10 protein-coding genes are annotated in these 10022 nt (G+C 47.1%); 1 reads left to right on the top strand and 9 read right to left on the bottom strand.

The annotated features are described in order from the left end of the window. Nucleotides 1-26 precede the first annotated feature (26 nt). The 6 genes from BUB37_RS09870 to rpsA all read right to left on the bottom strand — a co-directional run bounded on the left by BUB37_RS09870 (nt 27) and on the right by rpsA (nt 5257). The gene (locus BUB37_RS09870) at nt 27-932 is read right to left on the bottom strand and encodes a ribonuclease Z (RefSeq protein ID WP_072992489.1); all 906 of its coding nucleotides are present in this window, start codon (nt 930-932) and stop codon (nt 27-29) included. Continuing rightward, nucleotides 932-1405 (bottom strand): DUF3291 domain-containing protein, encoded by a 474-nt coding sequence (locus BUB37_RS09875; protein WP_072992491.1) that lies wholly within the window; start codon nt 1403-1405, stop codon nt 932-934. Before BUB37_RS09875 ends, BUB37_RS09870 begins: the two co-directional genes overlap by 1 nt. Continuing rightward, nucleotides 1402-1734 carry a ribonuclease Z gene (locus BUB37_RS09880; RefSeq protein ID WP_072992494.1) on the bottom strand — a complete coding sequence of 111 codons (333 nt, stop codon included), beginning with the start codon at nt 1732-1734 and terminating at the stop codon, nt 1402-1404. The genes BUB37_RS09875 and BUB37_RS09880 overlap by 4 nt, the downstream gene beginning before the upstream one ends. A 10-nt stretch (nt 1735-1744) precedes the next feature. After that, complete coding sequence (locus tag BUB37_RS09885; RefSeq protein ID WP_072992497.1) at nt 1745-2671, bottom strand: aspartate carbamoyltransferase catalytic subunit; 927 nt, start codon at nt 2669-2671, stop codon at nt 1745-1747. Nucleotides 2672-2673: 2 nt separating this feature from the next. Continuing rightward, nucleotides 2674-3213 (bottom strand): bifunctional pyr operon transcriptional regulator/uracil phosphoribosyltransferase PyrR, encoded by a 540-nt coding sequence (gene pyrR, locus BUB37_RS09890; protein WP_072992870.1) that lies wholly within the window; start codon nt 3211-3213, stop codon nt 2674-2676. 205 nt (nt 3214-3418) lie between these two features. Beyond that, nucleotides 3419-5257 (bottom strand): 30S ribosomal protein S1, encoded by a 1839-nt coding sequence (gene rpsA / locus BUB37_RS09895; RefSeq protein ID WP_072992500.1) that lies wholly within the window; start codon nt 5255-5257, stop codon nt 3419-3421. Nucleotides 5258-5522: 265 nt separating this feature from the next. Between rpsA and BUB37_RS09900 the strand changes: the two genes are divergently transcribed. Continuing rightward, on the top strand, nt 5523-5903 hold the full coding sequence (locus BUB37_RS09900; RefSeq protein WP_072992502.1) for a LysM peptidoglycan-binding domain-containing protein: 381 nt from the start codon (nt 5523-5525) through the stop codon (nt 5901-5903). 51 nt (nt 5904-5954) lie between these two features. Here the strand turns inward: BUB37_RS09900 and cmk are convergent, their stop codons facing one another. From cmk to BUB37_RS09915, 3 genes are all read right to left on the bottom strand, one after another. After that, the gene (gene cmk, locus BUB37_RS09905) at nt 5955-6647 is read right to left on the bottom strand and encodes a (d)CMP kinase (RefSeq protein WP_072992505.1); all 693 of its coding nucleotides are present in this window, start codon (nt 6645-6647) and stop codon (nt 5955-5957) included. Continuing rightward, a complete protein-coding gene (gene lon / locus BUB37_RS09910; protein ID WP_072992873.1) occupies nt 6647-9097 on the bottom strand; it encodes an endopeptidase La in 2451 nt (816 codons plus the stop codon). The genes cmk and lon overlap by 1 nt, the downstream gene beginning before the upstream one ends. Before the next feature lie 256 nt (nt 9098-9353). Continuing rightward, nucleotides 9354-10022 (bottom strand): galactose-binding domain-containing protein (locus BUB37_RS09915; RefSeq protein ID WP_139278096.1); only part of this gene is annotated, 669 nt, incomplete at its 5' end.

A 10022-nucleotide genomic window follows, 5' to 3' on the forward strand; every position in this document is an offset into this window, starting at 1 on the left:
AGATCAGTAACTGAAAAAGAAATATCCTAAAACTCAAAAACTTTTCCGTCGTCGGCCAGATACACGTTTGGAAAGATTTCTTGGGCCTCTTCCTTAAAAAGGGCAATCGACTTGTACCGAGTAGAGTAATGCCCAAGTACCAGGGCACCTACATTGGCCGATTTGGCTATGCTTGCGGCCTCCTTGGCCGTGGCATGCTTGGTCTTTGCAGAAAGATGTGCCTCCGACTCCAGAAAAGTCGACTCGTGATAGAGGGCATCGGCGCCACTTATCTGTTCAACGATATCGGGCTTATAGGCCGTATCGCTGCAATAGGCATAACTTTTGGGTTTCGGGGGGTCGTACGTAAGCTCGGAATTCACCAGCACGCTACCGTCGTCCATAAGCACGTCCTTACCGTTCTTTATATTTCTAAAATAGGCCCTATCTACTTTGTACTTGGCCACGGCATCGACGTTGAGCTTTCTTTCCCCCGGCTTTTCCCTGAACAGGAAACCATTGGTATACACCCTATGCTCGAGGGGAATGGTAGTAACGGCCACGGTATCGTCTTCATACACCAGCTCCGGCCCAAGGGAAGACAGTTCGTGAAAAACCAACGGGTAATTGGTCCACGAGTCGCCCAACTTCAACAAAAGCGTAATGGCTTCCTTTATTCCTTTGGGGCCGTGCACATGCAGTTCCTTTTCCCTGCCCAACAAACGAAAGGTCGAAATAAGGCCCGGAAGACCGAAAAAGTGGTCGCCGTGCAAATGCGAGATAAAGATGTGGTTGATGCGCGAAAACTTAATTTTATACTTACGCAACTGCACTTGGGTACCTTCTCCGCAATCGATAAGAAAAAGCTGGTTCTTCATTTCAAGAACCTGTGAGGTCGGGTTTGTCAAGGTACGTGGTGTAGCGGCATAGCAGCCCAGGATATGAAGCTTCATTAACTTTTCACTTTGTAATTCAGTGCCTCTTCAACAGTATAACGTCCTTTGAACCCAAAAGCATAGGGCGAATCGCCATGTTCGTTCAAATACCTTAATCGCAGTTTGGCATCGGCGGGCGTGGGTTCGGTACCGGCAGGAACGTACCAAAGGCACATGTGCCTGTCGGTCATTTTATGAAACCATTCCTTTTTGCGTTTCAACACCCCGACATGTTGGGAAGCGTAGGTAAAATTAAAGAGGGCCTCCTTAGACCTCCAAACCGACATATTGACAATCAAAAAATCGTCTTCGAAGATACGGAGGGCGGTCGCGTTGCCCTCATCTCCCTCCAAGCGCCAAACAAAACCGATACTTTTTTCGGCCAAGCCATTTATACGGTCTAGATTGTTTACAAAATCTTGCATTACCTCACTATCTATCGGGGCAAGCATCCGGGCTATATTGACCTGGGCCAGGTGGTATTCGTTCATAATTCGAGATCTCGTTCAATTTCCTCCATTTCTATAATATCGTGGGCTTCCTGAATCGTGGGTACCACACAAATGGAATCGGGCACATCGTCGTAAGACACCTTGTCGGTGACAAGCACGAAGGATTTGTTGCGTTTTCTATGCGCATCGCTAAGTTGCAAAAACTCAAGTAAATCATCGGCCTTCAATTTTGAAAAAGAGAAGAGGTTGACGATGATATGCTCGTTCTTAATTTTGGGATAGGCGTCGTTCAGGTTCTTCAAGAATGCCGAAAGCGTGGCTTTTTCTTGAAAAACGATAGTGGTAGTACCGTCAGAATCGAAAATCATAACCTTAACATTATTTAATTTTTGAAGCTAAAAGATAAATAACCGCCATACGAATGGCCACACCGTTCTCTACCTGATCGAGAATAATGGATTGCTTTGAATCCGCTACATCGGTAGTAATTTCCACCCCCCTGTTGATAGGACCGGGATGCATGATCACAATTTCCTTGTCCAAGCTGTCCAAGAGCCTTTTATTCACCCCGAACTGTTGGGTATATTCCCTCGTCGTCGGAAAATAACTGATATCCAGCCGTTCGTTCTGAATGCGTAACATATTGGCCACGTCGCACCAATTCAAGGCTTTTCGCAGATCGGTCTCCACCCCTACCCCCAATGACTCGATGTACTTGGGCAGCAAGGTTTTGGGGCCGCATACCTTTACGTTCGCCCCCTGCAGTCTCAACGCGAAAATGTTCGACAGGGCCACCCGGGAATGCAGTATATCGCCTACAATGACGACATTTTTGCCCGCCACATCGCCTAGCCTTTCTCGTATTGAATACGAGTCTAAAAGCGCCTGGGTAGGATGTTCATGTGCACCATCGCCCGCATTTACGATGGAGGCCCCTACGTGTCTTGCCAAAAAAATACCCGCTCCCGGGTTGGGGTGCCGCATAACGACCATATCGACTTTCATCGAAAGAATGTTGTTAACGGTATCGATCAAGGTTTCCCCCTTTTTGACCGACGATTGGCCCGCCGAAAAATTGATAACATCGGCAGACAGCCTTTTTTCGGCCAACTCAAAGGAGAGTTTGGTACGGGTACTGTTCTCAAAAAATATATTGGCAATCGTAATATCGCGCAGGGAAGGTACCTTTTTGATCGACCTGTTGATAACTTCCTTAAAATGGTCTGCGGTCTCAAAGATGAGCTGTATATCTTTTTCGTTCAGATATTTTATTCCCAATAAGTGCTTTACACTTAGTTCGCCCATTGTTATTTATTTATCAGGTAAATTACATCCTCCCCGTCGTTTTCCTTCCAAAGGACCTTTACTTTCTCTTCGTTTATGGCATCGACCTGCCTGCCCCTATAATTGGGCTGTATCGGCAGATGCCTGCTAAATCGACGGTCGATAAGGGTCAATAGTTCTATTTCGGAAGGCCTGCCAAAGGACTGTATCGCCGTGAGGGCCGCCCGAATACTGCGGCCGGTATAGAGCACGTCGTCGATCAGCACCACTTTTTTATCCTCGACCAAAAAATCGATCTTGGTCTTGGTCGCCTCCAAAGTTTTATCGCCCCTTCTAAAATCGTCCCTATAAAAAGTAATGTCAAGAAAACCGACGTCGATATGACCGACACCGTATTCCTCTTTGAGAATCTGGGTGAGCCTTTTGGCGACAAAGGTCCCCCTCGGTTGCAAACCAATAAGAACGGTATCCTTAAAATCAAGGTGGTTTTCCAATAGTTGACAAGCCAAACGGTGGAGTATGATATTGATTTCCTTGGCGGAAAGAAGTACTTTTTGACTCATATCTTTATAGGCCGATGCTTTTAGCGTAACAAAAATAGGCAATTCTTATAAGACCATTGGCAAAATGATATGGCAATATATCCCGGACAGGGGCCTAAGTCATGGCGCCCCAGTGCACTACATTGAAAAATTATTTTATAATACCTTATAAAAAGAAAAGCCCCAACGGAGTCCGTTGGGGCTTCTCAATCTTAAGAAAGGAAACTTACTTCTTCTTAGAACCAGCTTCCATTTTGTCTTTCAATGCTTGAAGCGCTTCGTTGGCATCACCTATGGTAGGCTTGGCCTCATCGGCGGCGGCGGCAGCTTTTTTCTGCGCAGCTTTGATGTTACGTTGCTCTTCTTCGCGGAAGATAGCCGTATGGCTTGCTACTACACGCTTGAAGTCCTTATTGAACTCAATGATCCTGAATTCGGCCTCCTCGCCTTTAACCAGCTTGCTTCCGTCTTCCTTCTCCATATGGCGTTGGGGAACAAAGGCAGTGATATCCTCATTGAATTCGATGGTGGCACCTTTGTCAACAACTTCGGTAATGGCCGCTTTGTGAACGGTACCTTCAGCGAATTCCTGCTCGTATTTGTCCCATGGGTTCTCGGTAGTCTGTTTGTGGCCCAAGCTAAGCTTACGACCTTCAACATCCAACTCCAAGACCTCAACCTCCATTTTATCCCCTACGGATACAAATTCAGATGGGTGCTTGATTTTCTTCGTCCAAGAAAGATCTGAAATATAGATCAAACCGTCGATACCTTCTTCCATTTCAACAAAAACGCCGAAGTTGGTAAAGTTTCTAACAATACCCGTGTGTCTTGAACCAACAGGATATTTGGTAGTAATATCGGTCCATGGATCTGGGGTCAATTGCTTGATACCCAAAGACATTTTTCGGTCTTCGCGATCCAAGGTAAGCACTACGGCTTCTACCTCGTCACCAACGTTTACGAAATCCTGGGCCGAACGCAAGTGCGTAGACCACGACATTTCAGAAACGTGGATAAGGCCTTCAACACCTTCGACCACTTCGATAAACGCACCGTAATCCGCAATTACGACAACTTTACCTTTTACTTTATCGCCAACTTTTATATCGTCGCTTAAAGCGTCCCATGGGTGTTTCTCCAATTGCTTCATACCCAACTGGATTCTCGATTTGTTCTCATCGAAATCGAGGATAACCACGTTGATTTTCTGATCGAGCTCCACCACTTCGTTCGGGTGGTTGATACGGCTCCAAGAAAGGTCGGTAATGTGTACCAATCCATCAACACCACCAAGATCGACGAACACACCGTATGAAGTGATGTTCTTGACAACACCTTCAAGTACCTGTCCTTTTTCAAGCTGGCTGATGATTTCCTTCTTCTGCTCTTCGATATCGGCCTCGATCAAGGCTTTATGAGAAACCACTACGTTTTTGAACTCGTGGTTGATCTTAACCACTTTGAATTCCATTGTCTTACCTACGTACTGATCATAGTCGCGAATAGGCTTGACATCAATTTGGGAACCGGGCAAGAAGGCCTCGATGCCAAAGACATCGACGATCATACCCCCTTTGGTCCTACATTTTACGAAACCGCTAACGATCTCTTCCTTATCGTGGGCCGCATTGACACGGTCCCAAGCCATAATGGTCCTCGCCTTTCTATGCGAAAGCACCAACTGGCCACTTTTATCTTCACGAATATCGATCAAGACCTCGACCTTATCGCCAACCTTTAAATTCGGGTTGTACCTAAACTCGTTCAAAGAGATTACCCCTTCCGACTTTGCGTTGATATCAATGATAGCCTCGCGATCCGTCAGATACACCACGGTACCCTCTACGACCTCTTCATCTGCCGTGTCTACGAAGTTTTCGGCCACCAACTTTTCAAACTCCTCCAATTTGGAGTCTTCCACGCGTTCGATGCCGTCTTCGTACTTGTCCCAATCGAAGTTCTCCAAAAATTCCTGGGGATCTTGTTTTGGGGTTTCTTGCTTTACTTCTGTTGTTGCCTCGGCAGTTTCCTCTACCTCAACTGAGTTTTTTTCTTCAGCCATTTGCTGATTCTAATTTGTATTCTACGACTTCACAAGAGTTAAACAATTATCGTAGAAGATGTTATAAGTTTATCTTTTCTCTTTCCTTTTCCTCTTGTTTTCTTTGTAAAAAAGGAGTGCAAAAATACTGATTTATCTTGATTTCACCAATCTTATTTCGATCAGAAAGCCCCAAACCCCAGAAAAATTATGATTTAGGCCTTACATACACCAAATATTCTTATCTTGAGGACCTAAATATTAACCATTAAACAAGGTCATTATCATGAGCGTAAAAGCAAAATATCAACCCGTTTTAAATCTTGGAGAGGAATTAGGTATCAAAGACGGTGATGTCCGAGAGGAAGACGGCATCCTAAAAGTCAAGGGCGAGGCGAGTACCCAGTACGAAAAAAACCTGCTGTGGGACAAGATAAAGGAAATCGGCGGCGAGAACCCCAGTGACATCAAGGCCAACATAACGGTGGCCGATACTTCGGTATATGCCAGGCACACCGTAAAGAGCGGCGAATCGCTAAGCAAGATTGCCAAACACTACTACGGAGACCCCATGAAATACAAACAGATTTTCTCGGCCAATACCGACATCTTGAAAAATCCGGACGTTATACATCCCGATCAGGTTCTTATCATCCCGAACCTGTAAAACGGTCAGGATACCAAAATAAAGAAAGGCCCGGTTTGAACCGGGCCTTTTTTATGCCTTATCGATATACCGTTGGGCAATGCTATACAGGCGGTCGAACTGTTCAACAAGCCCCATATCGCTATTGTCGAATTCAATGGCGTCGTCGGCCTTCCTCAGCGGGGAAAATTCGCGGTGCGAATCGATATAGTCCCTTTCCTGTACGTTCTTCAAGACCTCCTCGTAAACCACCTCCTCCCCCCGGTCCAAGAGTTCCTTATAACGTCGGGTGGCCCGTGCCTGTGGCGAAGCGGTCATAAACACTTTTAATTCGGCCTCGGGAAAAACGACCGTGCCAATATCACGACCGTCCATGACGATTCCTTTTTCCTTCCCCATTTCCTTTTGCATTTCGACCAACATATGCCGTACTTCCCCAATTTCGGCAATGCGGCTTACGTACTTCGAGACGTCCATGGTCCTAATTTCCTTTTCGACGTTCTCCCCGTTCAAGTACATTTCGGAAAAGCCCAGCTTGGCATTGGGAACAAAGTTGAGCTTGATTTTGGGAAGGAGCTTTACAAGGGCCCCGAAGTTTTCCCTTCCATCGCCGATAAACCCGTTTCGCATGGCAAATAGGGTAACCGCCCGATACATGGCCCCAGTGTCTATATACTTATAGCCCAAGGCCTTGGCCAGTTGTTTGGCCAAGGTACTTTTTCCTGTCGATGAGTATCCATCAATGGCAATCGCAATTTTCTGCATTACAGCTTTTTGGCGTTCTTGACCCTCTGATCGGTAATAGCAATTTCGATTACCTCGTGCATGTCGGTCACATAATGAAATTTCAGGCCTTTAAGATACTCTTTTTTTATTTCCAAGATATCTTTTTCGTTGTCTTTGCAAAGTATAATTTCCTTGATCTTTGCCCTTTTGGCCGCCAAGATCTTTTCTTTGATACCACCCACGGGAAGCACCTTGCCCCTTAGGGTTATTTCTCCTGTCATCGCCAGGCTCTTTTTCACTTTTCGCTGAGTAAACAGCGACACCAGCGATGTCAACATGGTAATTCCGGCACTGGGCCCATCCTTGGGCGTGGCCCCTTCGGGCACGTGAATATGCACATTGTATTTTTCGAATACGCCCGGGTCTATGCCGAACCGATCGGCATTCGATTTGATGTACTCCATGGCAATGGTGGCCGATTCTTTCATCACCTTGCCCAAATTACCCGTAATATTGAGGTTTCCCTTGCCTTTAGACAGTATCGACTCGATAAAAAGAATATCGCCGCCCACACTCGTCCAAGCCAGACCGGTTACGACCCCGGCCACATCGTTGTTCTCGTACTTGTCGCGCTCCATCCTTGGAGGCCCCAGCACCTTTTCGATCACGGCATTGGAAACCTTGACGTCGTATTCCTCTTCCGTAGCGATGTTGGTGGCCGCATAGCGCACCATTTTCGCGATCTGCTTTTCCAGGGCACGGACACCCGACTCGCGGGTATAGCCCTCAACGATTTTTTCCAGTTGCGGCTTCCCGATTTTCAGGTCCTTGGTCGTCAAGCCGTGTTCCTTGAGTTGCTTGGGCAGAAGGTGCCTTTTGGCGATTTCGACCTTTTCCTCTATGGTATACCCCGTAACATTGATGATCTCCATTCTATCCAGCAAGGCGGGCTGAATGGTCGACAGGTTGTTGGCAGTGGCTATGAACATTACCTTTGAAAGGTCATAGCCCATCTCCAGGAAGTTATCGTAGAACTCCGAATTCTGTTCGGGATCCAGTACTTCGAGCATGGCCGAAGAGGGGTCGCCCTGATGGCTGCTTGCCAGTTTATCGATTTCGTCAAGAATAAAGACGGGATTCGAGGTACCGGCCTTTTTAATGCTTTGGATGATCCTTCCGGGCATGGCCCCTATATAGGTTTTTCGGTGGCCCCGGATTTCGGCCTCGTCGCGCAAACCGCCCAAGGACATACGTACATACTCCCTGCCCAAGGCCTCGGCAACCGATTTTCCCAAAGAGGTCTTACCTACGCCCGGAGGTCCGTACAAACATAGGATGGGCGACTTCATATCGTTGCGCAGTTTTAGAACCGCCAGGTATTCAATAATACGCTTTTTGACATCCTCAAGGCCATAATGGTCGCGATCCAAAATACGCTGGGCCCGTTTTAGGTCGAACTTGTCCTTTGAATACTCGTTCCAGGGCAGGTCCAAAAACAGATCCAAGTAATTCCGCTGTATGGAGTATTCGGCCACCTGCGGATTCATGCGCTGCATTTTCGCCAGCTCCTTTTCAAAATGTTCCCCGACCTTCTTGCTCCATTTTTTCTCTTTGGCCTTCTCGCGCATCTCGGCCAATTCGTCATCATGGGAAACCCCGCCCAGCTCTTCTTGGATGGTCTTCATTTGCTGATGCAGGAAGTACTCGCGCTGTTGCTGGTCCAAGTCGCTCCTCACCTTCGATTGGATATCGTTTTTCAGCTCCAGTTTCTGAAGTTCGAGGTTCATGTATTTCAAGGTGGCCAGGGCGCGCTCGCGCAGGCTGTTTATTTCCAACAGCTCCTGTTTTTCCTTGACATCTAGGTTAAGGTTCGATGAAACGAAATTGATCAGAAAAGAATTGCTCTGGATGTTCTTGATGGCGAAGGAAGCCTCGCTCGGAATGTTCGGATTATCGCGAATAATTTTCAGGGCCAATTCTTTGATCGATTCGATAATCGCCAAGAACTCAGGCCCATGCTGATCTCCCCTTTCTTCGGCCACTTCGCGAACCGTGGCCGTCATATAAGGTTTTTCGGTAAGTACCTCGGCGATCTCAAAGCGTTTCTTTCCCTGTAGGATGACCGTGGTGTTTCCATCGGGCATCTTCAGCACGCGCAAAATTCGGGCAACGGTACCCAAAACGTTTATATCGTTCACCTTGGGGTTTTCCGTAGCCTCTTCCTTTTGGCTGACCACGCCCACTACCTTAGGGCCGTTATTGGCATCCTTTATCAGGTTGATACTTGTATCCCTTCCGGCGGTGATGGGAATTACCACTCCCGGAAACAAGACCGTATTGCGCAAAGGCAATATCGGAAGGGTTTCCGGAAGTACCTCATTGTTCATCTCCTCCTCGTCCTCGGGGGACAGCAATGGTATCAACTCGGCATCCTCATCGATCGCATGTAGCGACATATTGTCAAAATTTGAAAATTTAGAATCTCCCATAGTCTCTTTTACAGTCATTCTGTCATTATCCGGACAGAAATCCTAAGTTGTTCTATTGTTTACTATCTGTTCAAAGCCCTGTCTTAAGGGGCCATTGGTGATTTATAGTATTTTTTTGCTTGAGGATAACGACAATTGTTGTGCCAATCCCTAAAAATGTCATTCCCCTATTCGATATTTACTCCCGCCGACCCGTGCCCATAACACAAAAAGGCCCTGCTAGCAGGGCCTTTTTAGTGGATATATGAGCGTATTCCTAAATTTTTATCAATCTTCTGCTATAAGACGACCCGTCCTCCAAAAACACGATAACGACATAGGTGGCCTTGACCAGGTTCGAAACATCCACACTTTCTACAACACGTTGAGAATCGCCTCGTATGTTTGTTATTTCCTTTACCTGCCTTCCCTGCATATCGTAAATGAGAATTTTTGAAACGGTATTTTTCGACGGACCGACCACTTGTACCTTATCGGATGTAGGATTGGGTGCAAGCCCGACCGTATCAAACTCCCTATTACCTGACAAGTAATCCAATCGTTCGAACGAGGCCTTGAACGAAGTGTTCGGGGAGGAAGTCGTGCAACCGGCTATCTCCACCTCGGCCATATGCAGGATGCCGGTGCCCGAGAGCTGGATCCGCACATAACGTCCCTCGGTGTTCAAGGGTATCGACTCCTGGGGCCCGGCCTGACCGGAAAAATAATAGCTCTCAACCTCCCCGTCCGACAGTAGATCCCCCAGGCCAGACCCATCGGGGAACGGTGTCGGAGATACAAGTACGTAAAAATTGCGAAGACGGTAAGCGAAGTTCTCGGAACGGTTGTAAACATCAAGTACCCCCAACGTATGAAGGCTTCCCAGGTCCACCTGCCACCATGGGGACTCCTCTTCCAAGGTATGCTGCAGGTCGGTCTGAGCATC

The organism is Pseudozobellia thermophila (assembly GCF_900141855.1).
GTDB lineage: Bacteria > Bacteroidota > Bacteroidia > Flavobacteriales > Flavobacteriaceae > Pseudozobellia > Pseudozobellia thermophila.

Excerpts from the sequence above, each read along its gene's own strand:
- lon (WP_072992873.1), bottom strand. The coding sequence starts at position 9,097 with ATGGGAGATTCTAAATTTTCAAATTTTGACAATATGTCGCTACATGCG.
- BUB37_RS09885 (WP_072992497.1), bottom strand. The coding sequence starts at position 2,671 with ATGGGCGAACTAAGTGTAAAGCACTTATTGGGAATAAAATATCTGAAC.
- rpsA (WP_072992500.1), bottom strand. The coding sequence starts at position 5,257 with ATGGCTGAAGAAAAAAACTCAGTTGAGGTAGAGGAAACTGCCGAGGCA.
- BUB37_RS09900 (WP_072992502.1), top strand. The coding sequence starts at position 5,523 with ATGAGCGTAAAAGCAAAATATCAACCCGTTTTAAATCTTGGAGAGGAA.
- BUB37_RS09875 (WP_072992491.1), bottom strand. The coding sequence starts at position 1,405 with ATGAACGAATACCACCTGGCCCAGGTCAATATAGCCCGGATGCTTGCC.
- cmk (WP_072992505.1), bottom strand. The coding sequence starts at position 6,647 with ATGCAGAAAATTGCGATTGCCATTGATGGATACTCATCGACAGGAAAA.
- pyrR (WP_072992870.1), bottom strand. The coding sequence starts at position 3,213 with ATGAGTCAAAAAGTACTTCTTTCCGCCAAGGAAATCAATATCATACTC.
- BUB37_RS09880 (WP_072992494.1), bottom strand. The coding sequence starts at position 1,734 with ATGATTTTCGATTCTGACGGTACTACCACTATCGTTTTTCAAGAAAAA.
- BUB37_RS09870 (WP_072992489.1), bottom strand. The coding sequence starts at position 932 with ATGAAGCTTCATATCCTGGGCTGCTATGCCGCTACACCACGTACCTTG.